We start from the raw sequence: 23,853 nt of genomic DNA, 5'->3' as shown, positions 1-23,853 counted from the left end.
ACGAACCCCGGCGTATGGTTAAATCAGTCCATGAATCAACCTGACGCTTCCGCCGGCGAACCGCGCGCCGGCCGCAACAGCCGCCTGAGTGCCGAAGACTGGGCCCAGGCGGCCCTCGATCTGATTGCTGAACAAGGTGTCGGCGCCGTCGCGGTAGAGCCGCTGGCACGGCGGCTCGGCGTTACCAAGGGCAGTTTCTACTGGCATTTCCCTTCACGCGATGCATTGCTGCAGGCGGCGCTGGAACGCTGGGAACTGTTCGAACAGGAACAGGTGTTCGGCAGCCTGGAAGACGTACCGGATCCGCGCGTGCGCCTGCGCCAGCTGTTCCAGATGGTGGCGCATGAAGTGCAGCCGCACATCATCTACAGCGAGCTGCTGAAGGCCCTGGATCATCCGATGGTGCGGCCGGTGATCGACCGGGTCTCGCAGCGTCGCCTCGACTATCTGGTCGCCTCGTTCCGCCAGGCCGGCCTCAGCTCGACCGATGCGCGTCATCGCGCACGCCTTGCGTACGCCGCGTATGTCGGCTTCCTGCAGTTGTCGCTGCAGCTGCAGCAGCCCAAGCAGGCGCGCGAGGATTTCGAGGCCTACGTCGAGCACCTGATCGAGACGCTGATCCCGAACGGATGAGCGCCCGGAAATGATCTCGAAGGAAGGCCGCAGCGATGCTGCGGCCTTTTTTGTTGTGCGCTGGCCAGCGCCCGTCCATGGCGCGCAAAGAACAACGGCCCCTTTCGGGGCCGTTGCTGCATCAGCTGATCGGGTTCCCGATCAGAACTTCTGCTTGTACTGCATGTAGATCAGGCGACCGATGTCGTAGCCGCCGTAGTAGGAGTACTGCGAGTTCGGCGCCGAGTACATCTGCGGGCCGTAGTGGTCGAACACATTGCGTGCACCGACCGCGATGGTCGCATTCCACGGCGCGTTCCAGGAGAACTGGACGTCGTGGAAGGTGGTGGCGCCGCGCTTGTTCTGCGCCTGGTTGCGAGCCGGATCCGGCGAGCCGTAGTCAGGCAGCGAGCACTCGGTGGCGTAGTAGCAACGCTCCTTCACGCTGGAGAAGTAGCGGGTGCCCCAGGTGATGCCGAAGTCGCCGAATTCCCAGCCAACGGTCAGGTTCGAACGCAGGCGGAAGTTGCTGCCGAAGCCATTGTAGATCTGCACCGGGGAGTCATCATTGGCCGTCTTCAGAACGTTCTTGGTGACGTAGGTGTTCTGCAGGTTGAAGTTGAAGCTGCCCCAGGTGTCGGTCGCATAGCGGTAGCTTGCATCGAAGTCGAAGCCTTCGGTTTCGATGAAGCCGGCATTGCGGCTGCCGTAGGTCAGGTTGTTGACGTAGCCGAGCGTGGCGTCACGGGTGAAGGTGCTGCAGCGCTCAGCAATGCCCAGAACGTAGCAGTCGTTCAGCTGATCCGTCGGGGTATCGGAAACGATCGTGTTCTCGATCTTGATGTTGAACCAGTCCAGGCTCAGGTTCAGGCCCGGGGCGAAGGTCGGGCTCCAGACCAGGCCAACGGTCTTGGACTTGGACGTTTCCGGAGTCAGGTTCGGATTGGAGCCGGAGGTGAACGGCACCGGGCTCTGCTCATCCGGGCCTTCAGCCGGGACGTAACCCTGCTTCAGCTGGCGGAAGTTCGGGGCCAGGGCACCCAGGGCGGCAGCGCATCGCTGGGCCGTGGCGGCGTCGGTTGCGGCCAGACCGAACGAGGTATCGCACGGATCGGTGAAGTACTCGAAGGACTGCGAGCTGCCGCCGTACAGGTCGGCGATGGTCGGCGCGCGGAAGCCCTCGGAGTAGGTCGCACGAACCAGCAGCTGATCGATCGGGCGCCACTTCAGGCCGAACTTGCTGTTGGTCGTGTTGCCGAAGGTGCTGAAGTCGGAGAAGCGGGTGGCTGCGCTCAGGCTCAGTTCCTTGGCACCGGGCAGGTCGGCCAGGATCGGTACGTTCAGCTCCAGGTACACTTCATTGACGTCGTACTTGCCGCCGGTCGGGCCAGCCGCCAGGTCGGTGGAGTAACCCGACTGCGACAGCGCGTCCGGATTGAAGTTGCCCTTCTCCTCGCGGTACTCGTAACCCAGTGCGAAGCCCAGGTCGCCTGCCGGCAGGGTCAGGATGCTGCCCGCAATGTTGGCGTAGTAGGACGTCATCGTGGTTTCGCCGACGTTGTGCGTCGTCGGGAACAGGAACTGCTGCAGGTCCGGATTGCCGGTCAAGCCGCCATCACCGGTGCGGCCGAACGGAATGGCCGGGTTCCACGGGATGCAGCCGCCGGCGCCGGGGCCGTAGGCCGGGTTGGTGCCCGCAGCCAGGCCCGCTGCGGTTCCGCACTCCACGCGGCCGGTTGCCGGGTTGTAGAACGAGGCCCCGGTGGCGGCGTTGGCAGCCAGGACGTTGTAGTTGCCGGTCTGGCTCTGGTTGTTTTCGGAGTTCTGGTAGAGGTAGCCGGCTTCCCAGTCGAAGTACTTGTCATTGAACTGGAACGAGCCCTGCAGCGCGCCGCTGAAGCGGAACGTCGTCAGCTTGTTGTTGGAAACGCGCGGCACTTCCCAGCCACGGCGGACATACGCCATATCCTGGCCGAACGGGTTGTAGTAGCTGTCGGCCGACCAGATGGAACCGAGGTTGGCGTAGGCTTCGGACTGCAGCGGGTAACCGGCCACCTGCGCTTCCGATTCGCGGCGGGTGTACAGCAGGTCACCGCTGAAACGGACATTGTCGGTAAGGTCGTACTGCAGGTTGGCGAATACGCTGCGACGCTTTGTCGGGGTCAGCAGCTGCATCTGCTGGTTGGAGTTGCTTACGTCACCGGTGATCGGGGTCAGGTCGGTTTCGTGGAAGTCCGCCGCGTTGTAAGGATTGCCGCCGCGGTTGAGGGTGAGCGACGGTGCGTCCGGATCGGTCGGGTCGAACACCGAGCCCCACTGGCTGACCGAGGTCCAGCCGGCGGTCGGATGGCGATTGGTGCGCGACGATTCGGAGAACCAGCGGTCCTTTGCCCACACCGCCTTTTCGTTGGAGTACTCGGCACCGATGGTGATCGAGCCGCGATCGCCGGTGAAGCCGGCAACGAAATCGGCGCTCTGCTTCTGGCCGTCGCCTTCACTGTACTGCCCGGTGTAGGCGTTGACTTCCAGGCCTTCGAAATTCTTGCGGGTGATGATGTTGATCACGCCGGCCATGGCATCGGAACCGTACACCGAGGAAGCACCGTCCTTCAGCACGTCGATGCGCTCGACGATCGCCGACGGGATCTGCGACACGTCCTGATAACCGCTGACGCTGGCGCCGAGGCGCTTGCCGTCGACCAGGATCAGGGTGCGCTGTGCACCCAGGTTGCGCAGGTCGATGTAGTAGCCGCCGACCATTTCACCGGAGGACAGCGGTTCGGAACGGCTGATGGCCGGGCTGCCGGCGGCAGAAATGTTCTGCAGCACGTCAGCAACCGTCTTGAAGCCGCTCTTTTCGATGGTGGCGCGGCTCAGGCTCAACACCGGCTGGGCGGTTTCGGTATCGACCTGACGGATGCGCGAACCGGTGACCTCGATGCGGTCGAGGTTGGTGGCTTCCTGGGCGTGGGCCGTCGCGGTGGTGGCACCGGCGACAAGCGCGATCACAACTGCGTCACGCAGCTGGCTGGACTTGAGTTTCATTGGCTCTCTCTCTCCAAGAAATCTTGGCTGGGGTTAATGCCCGGCGGGGGAGCGAAAAAGCGCTCCCAAATCGCGAGGCTGACCCGATAGTAACGGGCGTTCGCCAAGAATTAAAGCTGTGTTAATGAAGTCTGTGATTTTGGTAAAAAAGCGCTTTTTCCAGCCCAATCAACGGGTTGCTGGTATGGTCATGCTGATCTGCCTCGTTTGTTAACGCAGAATGATGAAAAAAGTTTCGACTGATATGTATCCCAATATGTCGATACGCTCTGCGGTCGATACCGCTCATGCGAGTGCGAGGCTGGCACGCAGATGCAAAAAGGCGCCTTTCGGCGCCTTCGGGAATGTCGTTGCTGAACCTGACTGAGGGGATCAGAGATCCTGTTCGTAACGCACGTACGGCACGGTGCCGTCGTCGTTGCTTTCGTTGCGCGGGGAGAACGGATTCTTGCCGCGGCTGATCACGTTCTCGGCGCCGACGGTCAGCTGGCCGGACCACGGGGTACGCCAGGTCAGGCCGATGCCCAGGCCTTCGAACTTGCCGGGCTTGCCCGGCACGTCGACCACGCGGCCGATGATGCTGCCGGTGAAGTTGCCGTAACCGGCACCGATGCTCAGGCTCTTGCTGTCCCAGCGATCGACGATGGCCGGCGAAGCGTCGGCCAACGGTACCAGGCGTGCCTTGGCGTAGGTACCGGCGATGGAGACGAAGCCTTCGCGGCCAATGTTCTTCTGCGCGAACACGGTCAGATCGTTCTGCTCGGCGCGCAGCGAGGGCGTCTTGTTCGGGCCCGACAACCAGGCGGGCAGGGTTTCACGGCCGGTGCCGGCAGTGATGCCCAAGCGGCTGTTGCCCCGGTTCAACGCGGCGGTACCACTGAAACGACGGCTGTTCAGATCATCCTCGTCGCCCAGGCTGGCCAGCATGCAATGGCTGGCCAGGCCGCTGATGCTGGTGCCGCTGCTGCTGTTGCAGAGCAGGCCCAGCGAATCGCCGGAGGACAGGCCAAAGGCTGCGTCCAGCGAATTGCGGCCGAAATGCCAGCGGGCGCCGGCTGCCTGTTCGCCGGTCGGCTCCAGGTACAGCAGCGCCTCGACCTTGCCGCTGCCCTTGTTCCATACCGGCAACACGGTGCGGGTGTCCTTGCTCTGCGCATGCACGCCCGTGATCGCGCCAAGGGCGATCAGCAGGGCCAGCGGTAGACGCAGGAAGGTACGCATCGGACCAGTTCAGACAGGGACGGACAACGGAAGTTCCCGTGGGGACGGGAACTCGATCCTAGGGTGTTTATGAATTCTTAACAAGCCTTGATCCTCCCCAGGTACAAGACTGCCGTTTACTGAAGTCGTTCAGGCGCCGCTACAGCCCCCTGGGCGCCGTGGAACAGTATGCCGAACTCCGTCAATGGAAAGTGATACTCACGCCCGCAGAATTCGCAACGCACCTCGACGGCGCCGGTGGCCTCGGCGGCCGCGCGGGCTTCGTCCTCGCCCAATGACTGCAGCATGCCAGCCACCCGCTCGCGCGAGCAGGAGCAGGCGAAGGACAGCGGCTTGTCGCCCAGCAGTTCCGGCCGCTCCTCGTGGAACAGGCGGTGCAGCAGCTGCTCGGCCGGGGTCGCCAGCAGTTCGGCCTTGCCCAGGGTTTCGAACAGGGCGCTGGCGCGGGCCCAGCCATCCTCGTCGCCTTCGTCGCCGGGCAGCTTCTGCAGCAGCAGGCCGGCGGCACCGTTGCGGTCGGCCGCCAGCAGCAGGCGGGTCGGCAGCTGCTCCGACTGGCGGAAGTAGTCCTCGAAGGCCTCGTTCAGTTCCGGCGCAGTCAGCGCGACCAGGCTCTGGTAGCGCTGCGGCTCGCGCGGGTCCAGGCCGGGGTTCTCGATGGTGATGGCGAGGATTGCGTCATCACCGAGGCGGGACAGGTCACGCGGTGCGTCGCCACCCTCGCTGAGCTGGGCGATACCGCGCAGGGTGCCGGCGGCGGTGCATTCGGCGAACAGGGTGCGCAGCGCGGTGCTGCTGCGCAGCTGCACCGACAGGCGCCCGTCGATCTTGGTGTGGCCGGTGAACAGCGCCGAGGCGACGCAGGCCTCGCCAAGCAGTTCGGCAGCGGCGTCCGGGTAGGCGGCATGGGACAGGATTTCCTGCCAGGTGGCCTGCAGGTGCACATGCACGCCACGCACGCCGGCGTCGGGGAGCAGGAAACGGATCAGGGAATCGGGGTTGGCGGTCATCGGCTCACATCGCGCGTAAACGGGGGCGGTTGCCGGATAATGCGCCGACAACCAGACAGAAGAAGGATGCACCAGTAATGGGGGCAGCGGGAGAGCAGCACAAGGTAGAGGCCGTGGTCGCCGCGCCGCGCCGGCGACGCTGGCGCTGGAAGCGGCTGCTGTGGCTGCCGGTGCTGCTGGCCGCCTTCAGCTGTCTGCAGGTGCTGGTGCTGCGGTTCATCGACCCGCCGGTGTCCATGGTGATGCTGTGGCGCTATGGCGAGGCGCTGGGCGAGGCCGACTGGTCCTATCGGCTGCATTACCAGTGGCGCGACCTCGACCAGATGGCACCGAGCCTGCCGATCTCGCTGGTGGCGGCCGAGGACCAGCGCTTCCCCGACCACAACGGCTTCGACCTGCAGGCCATCGAAAAGGCGCGCGACCACAACGCCAGGGGCGGGCGCCTGCGCGGCGCCAGCACGATCAGCCAGCAGGTGGCCAAGAACCTGTTCCTGTGGCAGGGCCGCAGCTGGATCCGCAAGGGCCTGGAAGTCTGGTACACGGTGTTGATCGAGGCGCTGTGGCCAAAGGAGCGGATCCTGGAGATGTACGCCAACATTGCCGAATTCGGTGATGGTGTGTATGGCGCGCAAGCGGCAGCGCAGAAATTCTGGGGCAAGGACGCGGCCCGGCTGAGTCCGGCCGAGAGCGCGCGCCTGGCCGCGGTGTTGCCGGCACCGCGTCGCTACAACGCGGCAAAGCCTGGGCCGTATGTGCAGCGGCGGGCCGCGTGGATCCAACGCCAGGCGCGCCAGCTGGGTGGTGCGTCCTATCTGTCGGAGGACTGAGCCCGGCGCTGCAATTGGCAGGCGACGGGCCGGGCACGTGCCGGCAACGTACAATCCGGCCATGACCCGCGAACGGCTTACCTTCGTCATCGCCGCCTACAACGAGGCCCTGGCACTGCCGCTGCTGCATCCACGGCTGTGCGCGGTGCTCGACGGCATGCCCGACATCGACGGTCACATCCTCTATGTGGACGACGGCAGCCATGACCGCACCTGGGACGTGATCGCCGGGCTGGCCCAGGCCGATGCACGCGTATCGGCGCTGAAGCTGTCGCGCAACTTCGGCAAGGAAGCGGCGCTGACCGCCGGCCTGGATCTGGTGCACGAGGGTGCGGCGATGATCCTCGATGCCGACGGCCAGGACCCGCCGGAGCTGGTGCCGCAGTTCGTCGCGCGCTGGCGCGAAGGGCATGACAACGTCTATGGCACGCGCATGGCCCGCGATGGCGAGGCCTGGATCAAGCGGGCCACGGCAGCGATGTTCTATCGGGTGATGGGCCGCCTGTCGCGGACACCGATTCCGGCCGATACCGGGGACTTCCGCCTGCTGTCACCGCGCGCGCTGAACGCCCTGCGCGGGATGCGCGAGCGCCACCGCTTCATGAAGGGACTTTTCAGCTGGGTGGGATTCAAGCGGATCGCCGTGCCCTACCACCGCCACGCACGTGTGGCCGGCAGCAGCAAGTTCAGCCTGTGGCGGCTGTGGAATTTCGCCCTCGAAGGCATCACCGGGTTCTCGACCGTGCCGTTGCGGGCGGCGACCTACCTCGGGCTGGCAACCGCGGCCGTCGCTTTCGTGTTCGGCCTGTGGGTGATCGTGAAGGCGGCGCTGTATGGCGACCGGGTGGCGGGCTGGCCGACGATGATGGCGGTGATCCTGTTCCTGGGCGGCGTGCAGCTGATCGCGCTTGGCCTGATCGGCGAGTACCTGGGGCGGCTGTACGAGGAGTCCAAGCAGCGGCCGTTGTACCTGGTTGACGCCTGGCTAGCATCGTCCGTGGCAGACTCGGTCCCGCAACCCACCCTGGGAGGGCAGGCAGATGACCACGGTACGGCAACTGTTGGACGGCAAGTCTCCTGAAGTACATGCGGTCGCGCCGGATGCGGCGGTGATCGATGCGATCCGGTTGATGGCGGAAAAGGGCATCGGTGCGGTGCTGGTAATGGACGGCCCGCGGCTGGTGGGAATCCTGTCCGAGCGTGATTACGCGCGCAAGATCGTGTTGCGTGATCGCTCTTCGCGCGATACGGCGGTGGCAGAGATCATGACGTCGCAGGTGGTGACGGTGTCGCCGGGCGAGCAGGTGGAGCATTGCCTGCAGTTGGTGACCGATTATCGCATCCGCCATCTGCCGGTCGTGGAGGGCGCGCAGGTGCTGGGGGTGATCTCCATCGGCGACCTGGTGAAGTCGGTGATCGATGCGCAGCGGCGGGAGCTGGATCAACTGCAGCAGTACATCGTTGCCGGGTGAGGGTGTCGCTGGCGGGCCTGCGGCCCGCCGGTCCGCTTTTCGAAGCTCAAAGCCACAGCCAAAGCCAAAACAGCGCCTTCCTGATACGTTGGGAGGCGGAGGGTGCGGCTGGGCAGGACACGCCGTAAACCCATCCATGGGGGCTCGATCGGCGCATCCATGCGCCTCACGGTCCTGCCCAGCCGCACCCTCCGCCTCTGGACACGTTCCTGCGAGCGCGGTGCGCACATGCGTGGTGCCTCGCCTTTGGTAGCCGCCAACCTTGGTTGGCAACAGCTTTTGACTTTGCTTTTTTCTTTTGACTTTGAATTTCGCTCTCGTTCCGCGCGCAGGAAACTGTCCGCAGCCTTGCTCCGGCTCTACGCGCGGGAAAAGAGGCGCCGCGAACAACGCTGTAACCTTACTTCGCATACGGCCCACCGCAGTCGGCGTCCTTGCCCGGTCCCAGCTCGATCGTCGCCAGCAAGGCTGCCGGCGGGGCGATGCTGCCCAGTGCCAGGGCCACCGCTCCGCGGATGCCCAGCGCTTTGAAGTCCGGGCGGAACGACGGGTCCTTGAACGTGCCGGCAACGTGCAGCGGCGAGCGCAGTACCAGGATGCTCCTGTCCTTCGGGCGCGGCTTCAACAGCAGGTCCAGGGTTTCGTCGCGCAGGCTGACGGTGCCTTCGCCGATGAGGATCGTGTCGGTGGTGTCCACCGCCAGCGCCTGGCTGGTCATCAGGCCGTCGCGCACACCGAAGTCGGCGAAGGCGCAGCGCAGAGGAATCTGCTTGTCGCCGGTCACCAGGAACTTCAGCGATTCGGTGATGTCCAGGCCGGCCAGCTCCATCACCAGGTTGCCGACATGGCCACGGCCCATCGCCAGGCCGACCTCGCCGCTGCTGCTGCCGAGCATTGCGGCGATCGAATTGCCGCGGCCACTCAGGTCCACCTCACCGCCGATGCCGCCCTTGGCCTGTTCGGCCAGCTTGGCATCGGGGAACAGCTGGCCCAGCTGAACGCCGCGCACGCTCGCCTTCAGCGCAGTGCTGATCTGCGGCTGGCGTGCGTCCATGCGGATGGTGCTGCGGATATCGCCGCCGGCGACGCCGAAGTTCAGCGGGGCCAGCCGCAGCACCCCGTCATCCAGCAGCAGATGGGCGTCCATGTCGTCCAATGGCAATGACGGTGCGTTGATGCGGTGGGCCTTCCAGCGCACATCGGCATCCATCGCACGCAGCTTGCCGAGGTTGTAGGGCGTGTCCGGAAGCACGCGCGCGCGCGCGGCCACCCGCGCGGCTTCGGCCTTCTGCTCCGCATTGGCGGTTTCGCCGCCGCCGGTCTTCGGTGGCGCGCCGACGAAGCCGGCCAGGTCATCGAAGTCCAGGCGCCTGGATTCCAGCGTCGCGGTCAGCCGTGGACGGTCGCGGCCCACCTCGAACTGAAGACTGCCACCGAGGTCGCTGTCGCCCACCTTGCCGGTGAAACCGTCGTAACGCCAGACGTCGTGGTCGCGCTTCAGGCGTCCGTTCAGCGCGTAGGGCGGCGAGGGCGGGATGGCGATGCCGAGCAATGGGTAGAGATCGGCCAGGTCCTGGCCACTGAGCGCGAACTGCAGGTCGAACACCCGCAGCTGGAACGGATTGGTCAGCGTGCCACTGGCCACCGCGTGGGTAGCGCCGGCGCGGCCGTCGAGGTGGATGCGGAACGGGTGGTCGCTGTTGGTCAGTTCCAGCGGTGATTCGGTTCCGCCCTGCAGGGTGAACGGGTTGCCCTGCCAGTGGCCCTTGCCCTGCACCCGCAGCGGCGGCGAGGCATCGGCCTGCTTCGGCTGGCCGCTGCGAACGCCCACGCGGATGTCGGTACGGCCCGGTGCGTCGAGGAACTGCAGCCGGCCGTCGTCGATGCGCAGGCGCTTGAGCTGCGGGCTGGTGCCGCCAGCGCTGTCACCGAGGAAGTCCCAGTTGCCCGGCTCGCCCTTGCGTGGGGCGGTTTCCAGCAGCACGTCCGGTCGGGTCAAGCGCACTTCCGGCAGTTGCACGCTGCCGCGCAGCAGGGGCCACACGCGCACGTCGATCTCGACGCGGTCGGCCGTGGCCATGTTCGGCTGCTTCGCCCAACCGGCATTGGCGAAGGTGATCGCATCGGCACGGATGGTGCTGGTTCGGCCGAGGTCGACATCCAGATGGCCGATGTGCAGTGCACGGCCGGTACGGGCCTGCACGGCGCGCTCGACCGGGCCTTTGAACCAGTTCCAGTCCCACAGCGCGATCAGCACCAGGATCGCCGCGAGCAGGAAGATCAGCAGCGTCAACCAGCGCCGGCCTCGCGGGCCGGGGCGGCGGAGACGCCAGCGGTTCGTGCGCTTTGCGGCAGGGGAGGCGGCGGCATTCACGCTGCCATGGTTGCCCCCTCATCGTGGACGGGGCGCGAAGCGTCCATGTGCGCGGCGTGCACGCGCCGCGCACGGGCCAGTGCTACAGCACCTGCATGGTGACCGCGACGAAGTGGCAGACGCTGCCACCGATGACGAACAGGTGCCAGATCGCATGCGAATAGGGAATCGATTCGCGGTGGTAGAAATAGGTGCCCAGCGTGTAGGACAGGCCGCCGGCCAGCAGCCAGCCCAGCGTCCAGCCGTCGATCGAGGCCAGCATCGGCTTGACCGCCACGATCACCAGCCAGCCCATGGCCACGTAGATGGCAGTGGACAGGCGCTTGAAGCGACCGGTGTAGAACAGCTTGAACACCACGCCGGCCAGGGCCAGGGTCCAGATCGCGGCGAACAGGCCCCAGCCCCACGGGCCGCGCAGGCCGATCAGGGTGAATGGGGTATAGGTGCCGGCGATCAGTACGTAGATCGCGCAGTGGTCGAACACTTTGAGCCGGCCCTTGGCGACCGGGTGCTGGATGGCGTGGTACAGGGTGGACGCGGTGTACAGCAGCAGCAGTGCGATGCCGAACACGATGGCGCCGGCCAGCTGCCAGCCATCGCTGTAGATTGCGGCCAGGGTGATCAGCACCGCGCCGGCGCCCAGGGCGAGCACGGCACCGAGGCCGTGGGTCAGGGCGCTGGCGATTTCTTCGCGGATCGAAGCAACGGAAGTCGTGGACATGGCGTAGGCATCGTTCGCGGGGAGGGGGACCCGCGCCCCTCTATCATCGCCGCGATGGGCGGCATGTGCACGCCCGTCACCGTATGGTGGGTGAATCCCTGCGTTGCGACGGCGGGGTCAGAGCCCTTTCCTTGCGGAAAGGGATCCGACCCCGTGGCATCAGCCTGCCGAAACGGTGTGCGCCGCTTCGCGTGTGGCCGAGAAACGCACATCCGGCGAGCGTTCCTGGGCCAGCTGCAGGTTGACCCGGGTCGGAGCGAGGTAGACCAGGCGACCGGCCGCATCCAGGGCCAGGTTCAATGCGTTCTTCTCGCGGAATTCTTCCAGCTTCTTCTCGTTGCTGCAGTGGACCCAACGCGCGGTGGTCACGCTGACCGGCTCGAAGGTGGCTTCCACGCCGTACTCGTCCTTCAGGCGGTAGGCCGCCACGTCGAACTGCAGCACGCCGACGGCACCCAGGATCAGGTCGTTGCTGGTGAGCGGGCGGAAGAACTGGGTCGCGCCTTCCTCGGACAGCTGGGCCAGGCCCTTCTGCAGCTGCTTGAGCTTGAGCGGATCACGCAGGCGTGCGCGGCGGAACAGTTCCGGGGCGAAGTTGGGAATGCCGGTGAAGGTCACCGCTTCGCCTTCGGTGAAGGTATCGCCGATGGAGATGGTGCCGTGGTTGTGGATGCCGATCACATCGCCGGGCCACGCTTCGGCCGCGATCTCGCGGTCGCTGGCCATGAAGGTCAGCGCGTTGGCCAGCTTCATTTCCTTGCCGGTGCGCACGTGGAAGGTCTTCATGCCGGCGCTGAAACGGCCCGAACAGACCCGCATGAATGCCACGCGGTCACGGTGCTGCGGGTCCATGTTGGCCTGGATCTTGAACACGAAGCCGGTCAGCTTGTTCTCTTCCGGTGCGATTTCGCGGCCGGTGGTGGTTCGCGCCTGCGGCGACGGCGCATGCTCGACGAAGAAGTCCAGCAGCGGCTGCACGCCGAAGTTGTTCACGCCCGAGCCGAAGAACACCGGGGTCTGCTTGCCGGCGCGGTAAGCGTCCAGATCGAACGGATGGCTGGCGCCCTGCACCAGTTCCAGTTCGTCGCGCAGGTCGGCCAGCATCTGCGCACCGATCTTCTCGGCCAGGCCGGGCGCATCGATGGACGGGAAGATGGTCGAGTCCTGGCGGGTGAAGTTGCGACCCGGTTCGTACAGGTGCACTTCGCCGGTCAGCAGGTGAACCACGCCCTTCAGGCGCTGGCCCATGCCGATCGGCCAGGTGACCGGCGCGCACTGGATGCCGAGCACGGTCTCCACTTCATCCAGCAGCTCGATCGGGTCCTTGCCCTCGCGGTCGAGCTTGTTGATGAAGGTCATGATCGGGGTGTCGCGCAGGCGGCACACTTCCATCAGCTTGATGGTGCGCTCTTCCACGCCCTTGGCCACGTCGATCACCATCAGCGCCGAGTCCACTGCGGTCAGCACGCGGTAGGTGTCCTCGCCGAAGTCGGCGTGACCAGGGGTGTCAAGCAGGTTGACGATCTTGCCTTCGTACGGGAACTGCATCACCGAGGAGGTGACGGAGATGCCGCGCTCCTTTTCCAGCGCCATCCAGTCGGAGGTGGCGTGGCGGGCGGCCTTGCGGCCCTTGACCGAACCGGCCATCTGGATCGCGCCTCCGAACAGCAGCAGCTTTTCGGTCAGCGTGGTCTTGCCGGCGTCAGGGTGGGAAATGATGGCGAAGGTGCGGCGACGCGACGCTTCGTTGGCGACTTCGGACATGGCAGTGGCGCCCGCCCGGGGCGCTTTTCAAAGAGATAAGCGCCCGATTATACCGGCCGGGGCCGGTCAGCGCCCGATACCGCCGTCGGCCTCGCCGTGGCGGGCGAACTGCAGCTGGCCCTGCCCGGCGAAGATGCGCACCGGCACCGAGCGCAGGCCCATGCCGCGGTTGACCTGCACCACGAAGTGCAGGTGCGGCGCAGTGCTGTAGCCGCTGTTGCCGGACAGGCCGATCGGTTGCCCGGCTCCCACCGCCTGGCCGCGGCGCACGCGCATGCCGCCGGCCTGGAGGTGGCCGTACAGGGCCATGCTGCCGTCGCTGTGCAGCACGCGGATGAAATTGGCACGGGCACCATCGCGCTCGCGGTCCTGGCCGTTGCCACGGAAGCCATCCTGGATCTGCATCACCGTGCCCTCGCGCGCGGCCAGCACCAGGGTGCCCTCCGGCAGTGCGAAGTCGACCGCGTCGCGGTTCTCCTCGTCGTCATGGCTGAATCGCCCCTGCGGTGCCTGGTCTACACGCAGGCGGGCCGCATCGAACGGCAGGCGATAGCCGACATCTTCGGCCCGCGCGGCCGGGTTGCCCGGCACCGACTGCAGGCGCAGATCCAGCATGCGGCCATCGATCGGGGCGGGCAGGCGGCCGACCACCAGGCTGCTGTCGCCCTGGATCAGCGACTCGACCGGGAGGCCTTCGACCGGGTGTCCGGGGGCGGCGCGCAGCTGGATCTGCAGCGGCCCTGCCAGCCCGTTGTCGATCCGCGCCTGCCATTGCGTACCGACCGGCTGCAGGCGCAACCGGGCCATGGGGGCGGCGCCCTCGGCACTGCCTGCGCGCGTGGCACGGGCGGAAGGGGGAGCCAGTCCCCAGCCCTGGCGCCAGTCGCCGGCGTATGCGGTCGCGCTCGCCAGCAGAGGCAACAGAAGGCAGGACAGGGGCAGGCGCGGCATCGGCGTTTCCAGCAAGAGGACCGCCGGGACTGTACCCGATCCTGAACGGGGCGACCGGGACGGCCCTCGCAGAGTGATCCTGGAGATATCTATCGCTTTATCCGCATGAAGGGATTGACAGTGCCGGAAAGGGCTGGCATCGTGGCTCCACCATCGAGACCGGCAGAGGGACAGGCCCTTTGAAGCCGGGGCAGCCCGCAGGCGCGCAAGCGTCTGCGTAGGTGCCAAATCCTGCGGGGACCGTGGCGTCCACCGAAAGATGGTTCGAACCATGCACCCCACGTGCATCTCGAACGCGGGCCCCGCGAAGGCTCGATGGCCGATTCCCCAACCGGATCCCGCCATGAGCTTCGCCACCAGTACCGCCGTTCGCCCCGAACCCTTTGTCCCCGTCAGCGTGCCGGTCGCAGACCGCGTGCACGCCGAGCGCGGTGAGTTCGCCGCGGTGCTGTCGATGCGTCATGCAGGCCCCAGCCCGGTGCGCCTGCGCTATGAGTGGGTCGGCCCGGCCAACGCGCCGGTGGTGGTGCTGGCCGGTGGCATTTCCGCGCATCGCCACGTGGCCTCCAACGCACAGTTCAGCGAGAAGGGCTGGGCCGAAGCGCTTGTGGGTAGCGGCCGCGCGCTGGATCCGCAGCAACTGCGCGTGCTGGCCTTCGATTTCATCGGTGCCGACGGTGCACTGGATGTGCCGATCGATACTGCCGACCAGGCCGATGCGCTGGCGCTGCTGCTGGACCATCTCGGCATCCGCACGCTGAAGGCCTTCGTCGGCTATTCGTATGGCGCGCTGGTCGGCCAGCAGTTCGCGATCCGCCACCGCGCCCGCGTGCGCCAGCTGGTGCTGGCCAGCGGTGCGCATCGCCCGCACCCGTATGCCGCCGCCTGGCGTGCACTGCAGCGCCGCGCGGTCGCGCTTGGCCAGCTGCAGTGCGGTGAAGACCACGGCCTGGCCCTGGCCCGGCAGTTCGCCATGCTCAGCTACCGCACGCCGGAAGAGTTCGGCGAGCGCTTCGACGCCGCGCCGGAGGTGATCAATGGCCGCGTACGCGTGGCCGCCGAAGACTATCTCGATGCGGCGGGTGCGCAGTACGTCGCGCGCACGCCGGTGACCGCCTACCTGCGCCTGTCCGAATCGATCGACCTGCACCGTGTCGACCCCGCCGCGATCCTGCCGCCGACCGTGGTGGTGGCCGTGGAGGGCGACCGCCTGGTGCCGCTGGCCGACCTGGTCGGCCTGGTCGAAGGGCTGGGCCCGCGCGGCAGCCTGCGCGTGCTGCGTTCGCCCTATGGCCACGACGCCTTCCTCAAAGAAACCGATCGCATCGACGCGATCCTCGCCACCGCCTTCCGCACCTCTGGAGAGTCCGCATGAGCCTGCACGCCAACGAGCCGTCCTGTAGTCGCACCACTGCCGCCGTCCGTGCCGGCATCGATCGGGACACCGCACATGGCGCGGTCACGCCGCCGATCGTGCTGTCGTCGAACTTCAGCTTTGAAGGTTTCGGTAACAAGCGCCAATACGACTACACGCGAAGTGGCAACCCGACCCGAGACCTGCTGGGTGAAGCGCTGGCGGAACTGGAAGGTGGCGCCGGCGGCGTCATCACCGCCACCGGCATGGGGGCGATCAACCTGGTGCTGAACGCGCTGCTGCAGCCGGGCGATACCCTGGTGGTGCCGAATGATGCGTACGGCGGCAGCTGGCGCCTGTTCAACGCCCTGGCGAAGAAGGGCCACTTCGAACTGGTCACCGCCGACCTGACCGACCCGCGCGCGCTGGCGCAGGCGCTGGCCACCCAGCCGAAGCTGGTGCTGGTGGAAACCCCGTCCAACCCGCTGCTGCGCATCACCGACCTGCGCTTCGTCATCGATGCGGCGCACAAGGCCGGTGCCCTCGTCGTGGTCGACAACACCTTCCTGTCGCCGGCCCTGCAGCAGCCGCTGTCGTTCGGTGCGGACCTGGTGCTGCATTCCACCACGAAGTACATCAATGGCCACAGTGATGTGGTGGGTGGTGCGGTGGTCGCGCGCGATCCGGCACTGCATGAGCAGCTGGTGTGGTGGGGCAACGCGCTGGGCCTGACCGGTTCGCCGTTCGATGCGTTCCTGACCCTGCGCGGCCTGCGCACGCTGGATGCGCGCCTGCGCGTGCACCAGGAAAACACTGCGTCGATCGTTGCCCTGCTGGACCAGCATCCGGCCGTCGGCACGGTGTACTACCCGGGCCTGGCCGATCATCCGGGTCATGCCATCGCCGCCCGCCAGCAAAGCGGCTTCGGCGCGATGCTGTCGTTCGAACTGGCGCACTGCGCGGGTGATGATCCGCACGCGGCGGTGCGCGCATTCGTCGACGGCCTGCGCTGTTTCACCCTGGCCGAATCACTGGGCGGCGTCGAAAGCCTGATCGCGCATCCGGCCACCATGACCCATGCGGCGATGACCGCCGAAGCGCGCGCCGCTGCCGGCATCAGCGAAGGCCTGCTGCGCCTGTCGGTCGGTATCGAGGCCGAGCGTGACCTGCTGGCCGATCTCGGCGCGGCGCTGCAGCGCGCCGAGGTCGTGATCGATGCGGCCGCACGCCGCAAACAGGTGGTGGATGCATGAGCGCGCTCGCCGCCGACATTCCTGCGCTGGGCGTCGGACGCCTGGCGCTGCTGGGCACTGGCACGGTCGGCTCGGCCTTCGTGCAGCGTTACCAGGCATTGCGGGCGCGTGGGCTGGAACTGCCCAGCGTGCAATGGCTGGCCAACTCGCGCACTGCGCTGGAGATTGATCGTGACCTGGCGTTGCCGCTGGAACTGGCTCGACGTGCGCCACGCGATGGCCAGAGTTCGCCGGCGTGGGCCAGCACCGAAGGGCTGGAGCGTGGCGATGTGGTGGTCGATGCCACCGCCAGCGAAGACGTGGCCGCACGTCACGTGCAGTGGCTGGCGCGCGGCGTGCATGTGGTGACCGCCAACAAGCTGGGCCGTGGTGCGCAGCTCGCACGCGCGCAGGCGATTGCCGAAAGCTGCGCAGACAGTGGTGCGCGCTATGGCGACAGCGCCACCGTCGGCGCGGGCCTGCCGCTGCTGAGCAGCCTGCGCGCGCTGGTGGCCGGTGGCGATCACATCCATGCCATCGAGGGTGTGCTGTCCGGTTCGCTGGCGTGGCTGTTCCATCGTTACGACGGCCAGTCGCCGTTCTCGGCGGCGGTGCGCGAGGCGCTGGCGGCCGGCTATACCGAGCCGGATCCACGGCTTGACCTGTCCGGCGAGGACGTGCGGCGCAAGCTGCTGATCCTGGCCCGCAGCAGCGGGCTGGCGCTGGATGCTTCGCAGGTGCAGGTGGATTCACTGGTACCTGAATCGCTGGCCGCGTTGCCGCTGGAGGGCGCAGTGGCTGCGCTGGAGCAGCTGGATGCGCCGCTGCAGGCGCGTTGGCAGCAGGCACGCGAAAACGGCCGCGTGTTGCGTTTCGTCGGCCGCGTTGACGGTGAGGGTGCGCAGGTGGGCCTGCGCGAGCTGCCGGCTGATCACCCGTTGGCGCAGGGTGCCGGGACCGACAACCGCGTCGCCATCCACAGTGATCGCTACCGTCGCCAGCCGCTGTTGATCCAGGGCCCGGGTGCGGGCGCGGAAGTCACCGCCGCCGCGTTGCTGGATGACGTGCTGCGGATCGTCGGCTGAGCGCACAGTTCTTGTAGAGCCGAGCCCATGCTCGGCTGCTACTGGCGAGATCCCCTCCTGCTGGATGAGCCGAGCATGGGCTCGGCTCTACAGGGGAGGGCTGCCGTTCAATGCGCCTTCAAGGACTTCAGCAACGCCGCGTTGAACTGCTTCGGGTCCTGCACCAGCGGCGAGTGGCCCAGTTCGGCGAACTCGACCAGCGTGGCGCCGGGAATCGCTGCGGCTGCCGCCTTGCCGAGCGCTGGATAGTTGCCCAGCGTCGCCTTCACCGCTGGTGGCGCCAGGTCGCGGCCGATCGCGGTGCGGTCCTTCTGGCCGATGAACAGCGTGGTCGGCACCTGCAGGTTCTTCAGTTCATAGACCACCGGCTGGTTGAACACCATGTCCGAGGCCAGCGCCTGGCTCCATGCAACGGCCTGCTTGCCCGGGCCTTCATACATGCCTGATTGCATGCGTGCCCAGGGTTCGTACGCCGGCTTCCACGTGCCGTCGTAGTACACGTCCAGCTGGTAGCGGCGGATGCTGTCATAGCTGGCTTTCAGTTCGCCGGCATACCATGCGTCCACGCTGCGCCACGGCACGCCGAGTGCCTTCCAGTCCTCCAGCCCGATCGGATTGACCAGCGACAGGCTGCGCAGGTCCTGCGGGTACATCAGCGCGTAGCGCACCGCCAGCATGCCACCCATCGAATGACCGACCAGGTGCACCGGCACGTCGCCCAGTTGCAGCTGCAGCAGCAGGGCATGGGTGTTGGCTGCCAGCTGTGCGAACGTGTATTGGTAGCGCTCGGGCTTGCTGGATTTGCAGAAGCCGACCTGGTCCGGAGCGATCACCCGGTAGCCGGCGGCAACCAGCGGCTTGATCGATTCCTTCCAGGTGGCCGCACAGAAGTTCTTGCCATGCAGCAGCACCACCACGCCGATCGGAGTCTTCTTCGGTGCGATGTCCAGGTAGGCCATCTCCAGCGGCTGCCGCTGCGACTCCAGTGCGAAGGTCTTCACCGGATAGCCGTAGTCGAAGCCCTCCAATCGCGGGCCGTAGGTAGGCGCGGCGAGGGCCGGCAAGGGCAGGAGGGCGAGCAGGGCTGCCAGGGGCATGCGCATCGATCAGAACCGGTTGGAGGATTCCCGCGAGCCTAGCGGCAATTCGATGGCGATGCATTGACGGCGCGCACGTCCTCGAATGGTCCTGCACCAGTCGCGGGCAAGTGCGAGGTGAGCGGTCACACGTCGTCAGGTTCTCGTTGCGGCAATCGGATCGGTCCTAGCAGCAACGGCGTTCGAAGTGTCTAGGATCATGCGTGGATCATCATCGATGAGGGGCCATGATCGAGACTCAAGAGGTTGCACTGCGCGTCATCGTGCTGGAAGGCGACGAGTTCGTTCGCGACTGCTTGCTTCTTTCCCACTTGCGTGTGCACGGATTCGACGTTGCCGGCAGCGCGACTGTGGCCGGACTGGAGGCGCTGATGGAAGTGCGCCACGCCGATGTCGTGGTCCTGGCCGTCGACCTGCCGGATGGCGACGGCTTCAACGTGGTGCACCTGCTGCGCCAAAGGCATCCCGCACTGGGCGTGGTGATGCTTACCGGTCGGCAGGGCACGACGGATCGCGTGCGCGGCCTTGTGCAGGGCGCAGACGCCTATCTGACCAAGCCGGTGGATATCAATGTCCTGGTGGCGACGCTGTACAGCCTGGGGCGGCGCCTGCAACAGCAGAATTCGCCCGAGGCGGAACGCTACTGGCGGCTGGATCCCGGCGCGTGGCGTCTGCTGCCCCCCGCGTGGTGGCGGCATCTCGCTGACACGCAGTGAGCGCGCACTGCTCCGCAATCTGTTCGCCCAGCCGGGTGATGTGGTGCCGCGCGAACACTTGATCGCCGCACTCACCCCGGACGTGTTCGATTTCGACCCGCATCGACTGGATTCTCTGATCCATCGCCTGCGTCGGAAAGTGCGTGCTGCGTGCGGTGGCCCATTGCCGCTGACCACGGTGCATGGCGAGGGCTACGTATTCAATCCCTGGGGATCGCACAATCGCTGACGCATGACGGGTGCATCGTCTGATGCGTGCTGATGCGTCCGTTTGCGTGCTGCCTGCTGCGGTGAGATTACGGTGAGGAATGAGTGAGTTGGTGTGCGTGACTGCTGGTTGAACGAGCGGTAGGTTCATCGTGCCGGTGAGGCCGCCTGCGCACTGCGACAGTCCGCCCTCCGGCCTGAAGTTTCGACGTCCCTGGTCCCAGAAGGTGCGGGCAGCTGCCCATGCGCCGACGGGATTGCTTTGCCGCACGTTTCAGGAGAGAGGTACGCATGAACAGGATTTTCCGTCGGGTATGGAATCGCGCGCTGGGCCAGCTGGTGGTGGGCTCCGAACTGACCCATCGCAGCGGACGTGCCGGTGCACGCAAGCTGCGTCCCATGGTGGGTGCCGGCGCGATGCTGCCGATGCTGGCACTGGCCGCGCCGCCCACGCTTTCACCGCAGGCGCTGCTCTGCGCGCCGACTGATCTGGTGTGCCTGGTCGAATCGGCGCTGGGCGATTCCTACTTGAAACTCAACGGTGCCGGTGATGGCAGTGATGACGCGATCGCCAGCGGTGAAGCGGCAACCGCGCTGGGCGTGAATACCCGCGCGACCGGCAACGCGAGCACTGCGGTCGGCTCGCTGGCACAGGCCATCGGCGTGGGCGCTACTGCGTTCGGCGAAAGTGCGGCAGCCATTGCCGATGCGGCTACCGCAATCGGGCAGGGCGCACTGGCGGCCGGACTCGGCAACACCGCGCTGGGGGCGGGTGCTGAAGCGACAGCCGACCAGGCGGCGACGGCGCTGGGTGCCTTGAGTCTGGCCGAAGGCCAGGGCTCCACCGCCATTGGGGGTGACGCCCAGGTCTACGGTGCCGGTGGCCTGGCCGCCGGTTTCAACGCCGGCACCAACGGCGAAGCCGGCGTGGCACTGGGCGCGCTTTCACGCGCATTGGGCGGCGACTTTGCCGTGGCTGTCGGCGCTTATGCCGGCGCAGTGGGTGAAGGTGCCACCGCCTTGGGGGCGGCCAGCATCGCCGAAGGCGAGCGCAGCACGACGGTGGGTTTCCAAGCCGAAGCGAATGGCGAGGGCGCCACAACGGCGGGTGCAGACAGCCGTGCGCTGGGGGCTTCAGCTGCCGCGTTCGGCAGCGCAGCGTCAGCGGTTGCCGACGATGCCACCGCGCTGGGTGCCACAGCGCTGGCTGCCGAGCAGGGCAGTGTTGCGGTGGGTAGTGCGGCCACGGCACTGGGTAACCGCTCCGCAGCGGTGGGCTATGGCGCCGTGGCTGCGGGCGCCTCGTCGGTGGCCGCAGGCGAATCCGCCGATGCTGAGGGTGCTGGCGCCGTCGCCGTGGGCGTAGGCACGCAGGCCAGCGGATATGCCGCTGCGGCACTGGGGGCCCAGGCCCAGGCGACTGGCAACTCATCACTGGCGCTGGGCGTGCAGTCGGTGGCAGCGGGGCCGGCAGCAGTCGCGCTGGGTTGGAATTCGGTCAGCAGCGGTGACTTCTCCACGGCCCTGGGCCCGGCAGCGTATGCGTCCGGTGCGGGCGCGCTGGCGGCTGGCATGGCTGCCAGCGCGGAAGGTTTCCGGGGCATTGCTCTGGGTTACGCCGCCGAGGCGGGTGGCGACAGCAGCGTCGCCATTGGCGGCCAGTCCACCTGTGAGCGCTTCTGCATCCCCTTCACTACGCAGGCGCAGGGACTCAACAGCGTTGCGCTGGGTGCCGGCGCCATCGCCTCTGGCAATCACGCGACGGCGCTGGGCGCGTTGTCGTTCGCCAGTGGCGACAACAGTATTGCGTCCGGCGCGAACGCCCTTGCCGAGGCTGCGGACAGTGTGTCGCTGGGCGTCAATTCGCGTGCCGCGGTGTCCGGTGCGGTCGCGCTCGGTGCAGGCTCGGTCGCAGATCGTGCCAATGCGGTCTCGGTGGGCAACAGTGGCACGCAGCGGCAGATCATCAATGTGGCTGCTGGCACCGAGGGCACCGATGCGGTCAACGTTGATCAGCTCAATGAAGTGAAGACACAGGCGGGGAACGTGCGGTTTGTTGCGGTGGATGCAGCGACCGATGGCAGCGCCGATGCGGTCGCGATCGGTGACGACGCCACGGCCATCGGCAGCAGTGCATTTGCTGATGGTGAGGGCAGCTTCGCTGCTGGCCAGCAGGCCAATGCGCTCGGTGCCGGCGCGATCGCACAGGGCGCTCAGTCGCTGGCGATGGGCGATGCCGCGATCAGTCTCGGTTCGCTGAGCACGGCCACGGGGCACAACGCCATCGCCATCGGCCAAGGCGCTTCAGCGCTTGATGACTCGAATACTGCAGTCGGCGGAACCTATATGGGCCTGGTCAACAACCAGCCGGTCGTGCAGGCGACCAGTGCCAGCGGTCAGGGCGCATCGGCCTTCGGTGCGGGTTCGCAGGCTGCCGGTGGCTGGTCCACGGCGGTGGGGGCAACTGCTTCGGCGGGGGGCGGGCAGGCGACTGCAGTGGGCTTCAACGCCAAGGCCGATGCCGGCCTCGGTGTTGCAATCGGCGCATACAGCAATGCGGCAACCAGTTGGAGCACTGCCATCGGCTACGCGGCACTCGCCTCCGGCGAATCGGCCCAGGCGTTCGGCTGGAACGCACGTGCCTCCGGTGACAACGCGACAGCACTGGGCTACGCCGCCAGCGCGGGCGGGAACTACACCAACGCCATCGGCATGTACGCCGAGGCGGGGGGATTTGCCTCCAACGCGGTCGGCACTTTCGCCGAAGCCAACGGTGCATTTGCCACTGCGCTGGGTTACGGCGCCGAGGCGAACAGCTGGGGCGCCAATGTCCTGGGTGCCAGTGCCACCGCCAGTGCCGACTACGCGGTGGCGATCGGCAATGACGCGACGGCGTCAGCGGCCGGTTCGGTGGCGTTGGGCCAGGGCTCGGTGGCAAACCGCGCCAACAGTGTGTCGGTGGGCAGGGCGGGCCGCGAACGGCAGATCACCCACGTCGCTGACGGTAGTGACGCCACCGATGCGGTGAACAAGCGCCAGCTCGAAGCTGCCATCGCCGATGTGGGGGGCGAGCTGGGAGACCTGACTGCCAACGCCGTGCGCTATGACAGCACCGACAAGGACAGCCTGAGCCTGGAAGGCAGCGACGGGACCCGCCTGCACAATCTGAAGGCAGGTAGGGCAGGCACCGATGCAGTGAACGTGCAGCAGCTCGACAGCGTTGCGCAGGCATTGGGTGGCGGCGCCGGCATGGATGGCAACGGCATGCTGATTGGGCCCGCCTATTCGGTGCAGGGCGTCCGCTTCGGCAACGTGAGCGGTGCGATCGGCGCATTGGATTCGGCGCTGAGTGGGCTGGATTCCCGGGTCGGTGCGCTGGAAGGAGGCAGCGGCCCCGGCGGTGAGGGTAGTACGCGTCCCCCCGTCGGCACTGGCGGTGGCCTGGCAGTGGGCGAGGGCTCGCTGGCCAAGGACGCCAACGACACTGCGATCGGCAACGGTTCGCAGGTAGGCGCCGACAACAGTACTGCCGTGGGCAGCAACAGCCAGGTGGCTGCGAAGGCACAGAACGCTGTTGCTGTTGGCGCCGACAGCAGGGTCACTGGTGCCGGCGGCACCGCGTTGGGCCAGGGTGCCGTCGCATCGGCCTCGGGATCAGTGGCCATCGGCCAGGGGTCGATGGCCGACGAACCCAACGCGGTGTCGATGGGCAGCGCCGGCAACGAGCGTCGTGTCACCAACGTGGCAGCTGGCACCCGCGATACCGACGCGGCCAATGTCGGCCAGATGAAGGCAGGCAACGCAGACACGCTTGCCTCGGCCAGGAGCTACACCGATTCGAAGTTCAACGGCCTGGATGATCGCTTCACCGAGGTCACCCGCGAAATCGACCAGCGGCTTGGACAGCAGGACCGACGCATCGACCGGCAGGGCGCCATGGGTTCGGCGATGCTCAACATGGCCATCAACGCCGGCGGCAGCCGCAGCCCGCGTGGGCGCATTGCCGTCGGTGCCGGCTGGCAGAACGGCGAACAGGCCCTGTCCATCGGCTATGGCAAGCAGATCGGCGAGCGCGCCAGTTTCAGCCTTGGCGGCGCGTTCAGTGGTAGCGAACGTTCGGCGGGTGTCGGCTTCGGCATCGATCTGTAATCCCCATGCCGCCCAC

The 23,853-nt window shown here is 66.8% G+C and carries 18 protein-coding genes and 1 riboswitch; of the genes, 10 read left to right on the top strand and 8 right to left on the bottom strand.

The features are described 5' to 3' along the window. Nucleotides 1-30: 30 nt before the first annotated feature. A complete protein-coding gene (locus tag AC2A1N_RS07105) occupies nucleotides 31-633 on the top strand; it encodes a TetR/AcrR family transcriptional regulator (protein ID WP_005418411.1) in 603 nt (200 codons plus the stop codon). A 141-nt stretch (nucleotides 634-774) separates the two neighbouring features. Here the strand turns inward: AC2A1N_RS07105 and AC2A1N_RS07100 are convergent, their stop codons facing one another. From AC2A1N_RS07100 to hslO, 3 genes are all read right to left on the bottom strand, one after another. Next, nucleotides 775-3,657: a TonB-dependent receptor domain-containing protein gene (locus AC2A1N_RS07100; protein WP_049412226.1), complete on the bottom strand. Its 2,883-nt coding sequence runs from the start codon at nucleotides 3,655-3,657 to the stop codon at nucleotides 775-777. Nucleotides 3,658-4,029: 372 nt separating this feature from the next. Then, entirely contained in the window at nucleotides 4,030-4,878 is an 849-nt protein-coding gene (locus AC2A1N_RS07095) for an XOO1806 family protein (RefSeq protein WP_061478882.1), read from the bottom strand. A gap of 116 nt (nucleotides 4,879-4,994) precedes the next feature. Then, complete coding sequence (gene hslO / locus AC2A1N_RS07090) at nucleotides 4,995-5,888, bottom strand: Hsp33 family molecular chaperone HslO (protein WP_484371853.1); 894 nt, start codon at nucleotides 5,886-5,888, stop codon at nucleotides 4,995-4,997. A gap of 77 nt (nucleotides 5,889-5,965) precedes the next feature. Between hslO and mtgA the strand changes: the two genes are divergently transcribed. From mtgA to AC2A1N_RS07075, 3 genes are all read left to right on the top strand, one after another. Continuing rightward, nucleotides 5,966-6,715 (top strand): monofunctional biosynthetic peptidoglycan transglycosylase, encoded by a 750-nt coding sequence (mtgA, locus tag AC2A1N_RS07085; protein ID WP_005418407.1) that lies wholly within the window; start codon nucleotides 5,966-5,968, stop codon nucleotides 6,713-6,715. Between the two features lie 61 nt (nucleotides 6,716-6,776). Then, nucleotides 6,777-7,796 carry a glycosyltransferase family 2 protein gene (locus tag AC2A1N_RS07080; protein WP_005418406.1) on the top strand — a complete coding sequence of 340 codons (1,020 nt, stop codon included), beginning with the start codon at nucleotides 6,777-6,779 and terminating at the stop codon, nucleotides 7,794-7,796. Continuing rightward, complete coding sequence (locus tag AC2A1N_RS07075; RefSeq protein WP_005418405.1) at nucleotides 7,756-8,187, top strand: CBS domain-containing protein; 432 nt, start codon at nucleotides 7,756-7,758, stop codon at nucleotides 8,185-8,187. Before AC2A1N_RS07080 ends, AC2A1N_RS07075 begins: the two co-directional genes overlap by 41 nt. A 400-nt stretch (nucleotides 8,188-8,587) precedes the next feature. On the opposite strand, the gene AC2A1N_RS07070 is transcribed toward AC2A1N_RS07075, so the two are convergent. From AC2A1N_RS07070 to AC2A1N_RS07055, 4 genes are all read right to left on the bottom strand, one after another. Continuing rightward, nucleotides 8,588-10,561, bottom strand: coding sequence for an AsmA family protein (locus AC2A1N_RS07070; protein ID WP_484371851.1), 1,974 nt, complete (start codon nucleotides 10,559-10,561; stop codon nucleotides 8,588-8,590). 82 nt (nucleotides 10,562-10,643) lie between these two features. Continuing rightward, complete coding sequence (gene trhA, locus AC2A1N_RS07065; protein WP_005418403.1) at nucleotides 10,644-11,282, bottom strand: PAQR family membrane homeostasis protein TrhA; 639 nt, start codon at nucleotides 11,280-11,282, stop codon at nucleotides 10,644-10,646. 159 nt (nucleotides 11,283-11,441) lie between these two features. After that, entirely contained in the window at nucleotides 11,442-13,046 is a 1,605-nt protein-coding gene (locus AC2A1N_RS07060; RefSeq protein ID WP_484371849.1) for a peptide chain release factor 3, read from the bottom strand. Between the two features lie 66 nt (nucleotides 13,047-13,112). Then, complete coding sequence (locus AC2A1N_RS07055) at nucleotides 13,113-13,997, bottom strand: M23 family metallopeptidase (protein ID WP_242892148.1); 885 nt, start codon at nucleotides 13,995-13,997, stop codon at nucleotides 13,113-13,115. Nucleotides 13,998-14,144: 147 nt separating this feature from the next. After that, nucleotides 14,145-14,263, top strand: a riboswitch (SAM riboswitch). 77 nt (nucleotides 14,264-14,340) lie between these two features. Between AC2A1N_RS07055 and metX the strand changes: the two genes are divergently transcribed. Genes metX through AC2A1N_RS07040 form a run of 3 tightly spaced genes read left to right on the top strand, consistent with a single transcriptional unit; the run spans nucleotide 14,341 to nucleotide 17,668 of the window. After that, nucleotides 14,341-15,372 carry a homoserine O-succinyltransferase MetX gene (gene metX, locus AC2A1N_RS07050; RefSeq protein WP_231352252.1) on the top strand — a complete coding sequence of 344 codons (1,032 nt, stop codon included), beginning with the start codon at nucleotides 14,341-14,343 and terminating at the stop codon, nucleotides 15,370-15,372. After that, nucleotides 15,369-16,604, top strand: coding sequence for an O-succinylhomoserine (thiol)-lyase (locus AC2A1N_RS07045; RefSeq protein ID WP_484371846.1), 1,236 nt, complete (start codon nucleotides 15,369-15,371; stop codon nucleotides 16,602-16,604). Before metX ends, AC2A1N_RS07045 begins: the two co-directional genes overlap by 4 nt. Then, complete coding sequence (locus AC2A1N_RS07040; RefSeq protein WP_061478877.1) at nucleotides 16,601-17,668, top strand: homoserine dehydrogenase family protein; 1,068 nt, start codon at nucleotides 16,601-16,603, stop codon at nucleotides 17,666-17,668. The genes AC2A1N_RS07045 and AC2A1N_RS07040 overlap by 4 nt, the downstream gene beginning before the upstream one ends. Nucleotides 17,669-17,775: 107 nt before the next feature. Here AC2A1N_RS07040 and AC2A1N_RS07035 read toward each other — a convergent pair whose 3' ends face one another. Continuing rightward, complete coding sequence (locus AC2A1N_RS07035) at nucleotides 17,776-18,771, bottom strand: alpha/beta fold hydrolase (RefSeq protein ID WP_061478876.1); 996 nt, start codon at nucleotides 18,769-18,771, stop codon at nucleotides 17,776-17,778. A 221-nt stretch (nucleotides 18,772-18,992) separates the two neighbouring features. Between AC2A1N_RS07035 and AC2A1N_RS07030 the strand changes: the two genes are divergently transcribed. The 3 genes from AC2A1N_RS07030 to AC2A1N_RS07020 all read left to right on the top strand — a co-directional run bounded on the left by AC2A1N_RS07030 (nucleotide 18,993) and on the right by AC2A1N_RS07020 (nucleotide 23,837). Continuing rightward, on the top strand, nucleotides 18,993-19,481 hold the full coding sequence (locus tag AC2A1N_RS07030) for a response regulator transcription factor (RefSeq protein ID WP_484371844.1): 489 nt from the start codon (nucleotides 18,993-18,995) through the stop codon (nucleotides 19,479-19,481). After that, on the top strand, nucleotides 19,387-19,710 hold the full coding sequence (locus AC2A1N_RS07025; RefSeq protein WP_484371871.1) for a winged helix-turn-helix domain-containing protein: 324 nt from the start codon (nucleotides 19,387-19,389) through the stop codon (nucleotides 19,708-19,710). The genes AC2A1N_RS07030 and AC2A1N_RS07025 overlap by 95 nt, the downstream gene beginning before the upstream one ends. A gap of 269 nt (nucleotides 19,711-19,979) precedes the next feature. Next, nucleotides 19,980-23,837: an ESPR-type extended signal peptide-containing protein gene (locus AC2A1N_RS07020; protein WP_484371842.1), complete on the top strand. Its 3,858-nt coding sequence runs from the start codon at nucleotides 19,980-19,982 to the stop codon at nucleotides 23,835-23,837. The last annotated feature ends 16 nt before the right edge of the window (nucleotides 23,838-23,853 follow it).

The organism is Stenotrophomonas maltophilia group sp. SKK55, assembly GCF_057179845.1.
The sequence above is the reverse complement of the archived record's forward strand: the minus strand, read 5'-3'. Positions and strand labels throughout refer to the sequence as shown.

Excerpts from the sequence above, each read along its gene's own strand:
- AC2A1N_RS07100 (WP_049412226.1), bottom strand. The coding sequence starts at position 3,657 with ATGAAACTCAAGTCCAGCCAGCTGCGTGACGCAGTTGTGATCGCGCTT.
- AC2A1N_RS07045 (WP_484371846.1), top strand. The coding sequence starts at position 15,369 with ATGAGCCTGCACGCCAACGAGCCGTCCTGTAGTCGCACCACTGCCGCC.
- AC2A1N_RS07020 (WP_484371842.1), top strand. The coding sequence starts at position 19,980 with ATGAACAGGATTTTCCGTCGGGTATGGAATCGCGCGCTGGGCCAGCTG.
- AC2A1N_RS07075 (WP_005418405.1), top strand. The coding sequence starts at position 7,756 with ATGACCACGGTACGGCAACTGTTGGACGGCAAGTCTCCTGAAGTACAT.
- mtgA (WP_005418407.1), top strand. The coding sequence starts at position 5,966 with ATGGGGGCAGCGGGAGAGCAGCACAAGGTAGAGGCCGTGGTCGCCGCG.
- hslO (WP_484371853.1), bottom strand. The coding sequence starts at position 5,888 with ATGACCGCCAACCCCGATTCCCTGATCCGTTTCCTGCTCCCCGACGCC.
- AC2A1N_RS07095 (WP_061478882.1), bottom strand. The coding sequence starts at position 4,878 with ATGCGTACCTTCCTGCGTCTACCGCTGGCCCTGCTGATCGCCCTTGGC.
- AC2A1N_RS07035 (WP_061478876.1), bottom strand. The coding sequence starts at position 18,771 with ATGCGCATGCCCCTGGCAGCCCTGCTCGCCCTCCTGCCCTTGCCGGCC.
- AC2A1N_RS07105 (WP_005418411.1), top strand. The coding sequence starts at position 31 with ATGAATCAACCTGACGCTTCCGCCGGCGAACCGCGCGCCGGCCGCAAC.
- metX (WP_231352252.1), top strand. The coding sequence starts at position 14,341 with ATGAGCTTCGCCACCAGTACCGCCGTTCGCCCCGAACCCTTTGTCCCC.
- AC2A1N_RS07030 (WP_484371844.1), top strand. The coding sequence starts at position 18,993 with ATGATCGAGACTCAAGAGGTTGCACTGCGCGTCATCGTGCTGGAAGGC.
- AC2A1N_RS07060 (WP_484371849.1), bottom strand. The coding sequence starts at position 13,046 with ATGTCCGAAGTCGCCAACGAAGCGTCGCGTCGCCGCACCTTCGCCATC.
- trhA (WP_005418403.1), bottom strand. The coding sequence starts at position 11,282 with ATGTCCACGACTTCCGTTGCTTCGATCCGCGAAGAAATCGCCAGCGCC.
- AC2A1N_RS07080 (WP_005418406.1), top strand. The coding sequence starts at position 6,777 with ATGACCCGCGAACGGCTTACCTTCGTCATCGCCGCCTACAACGAGGCC.
- AC2A1N_RS07055 (WP_242892148.1), bottom strand. The coding sequence starts at position 13,997 with ATGCCGCGCCTGCCCCTGTCCTGCCTTCTGTTGCCTCTGCTGGCGAGC.
- AC2A1N_RS07040 (WP_061478877.1), top strand. The coding sequence starts at position 16,601 with ATGAGCGCGCTCGCCGCCGACATTCCTGCGCTGGGCGTCGGACGCCTG.